The organism is Staphylococcus petrasii (assembly GCF_002902565.1).
GTDB classification, from domain to species: Bacteria; Bacillota; Bacilli; order Staphylococcales; family Staphylococcaceae; genus Staphylococcus; species Staphylococcus petrasii.
This window is the reverse complement of the sequence record NZ_PPRC01000122.1, coordinates 2,452-3,152: the sequence shown is the minus strand read 5'-3', so window position 1 is coordinate 3,152 and position 701 is coordinate 2,452. Positions and strand designations below refer to the sequence as shown.

Sequence of the window (701 nt, the reverse complement as noted above, 5' to 3'; positions counted from 1 at the left end):
AATTAAAGTTTACATCAATATTTTGATTTTTAAATTCACTATAATAGGATAAAAAGCTATTTTTAAGTTCGTCACTTAAAGAAAGTTCTTGAAATTTAAGTTTATAATCTAATGAATTAATTTTAGTTATTTCATGAAATAATTCTACTAAGTTAATAAGTGAAGTTGTTTTATCCTCTATTATGCCTATATATCTTTTTTTCTCTTTCAAAGTAGTATGAGAATCATTAAGTAAATCTGTGTATCCTTTCACAGCTGTTAAAGGAGTTCTTAAATCATGAGAAATGTTAGTGATTTCTTGGTTTAACATCAGTTCTTTTTTCTTGTTAATAACATTTCGTTTTCTATATATAGTAAGTATTGAATTTATTTCATTACACAAATTTTTGGAAATATTGAATTGTGTAGAAGTACGAATAACTTGATTCGAAGTAACATCATTTTTTAAGTCCTGCAATTGTATAGTTACTTGTTTTATTTCCATGTATAACGATATATATTTATAAGCTAAATATATTATAGATAGTATTAAAATTAGGAAAAAAATGTATATCATTTTTAGCTATCCTCACTTTTAGTTTAGATATCTAGTCTTTTTAATTATCAAATTTCCAATAATTAAAAAGACTACCCCTAAACCTATACCGACCATCCAACACTCTAAATGAATAACGCTTGTATCTGCAGCGTATTCTTGAAAT

Annotated in this window: 1 pseudogene; it reads right to left on the bottom strand. The window is 24.3% G+C overall.

What is annotated here, in order from left to right:
- Positions 1-382, bottom strand: a pseudogene (locus CD127_RS12865) (histidine kinase dimerization/phospho-acceptor domain-containing protein); the annotation flags it as partial.
- Positions 383-701: the final 319 nt, after the last annotated feature.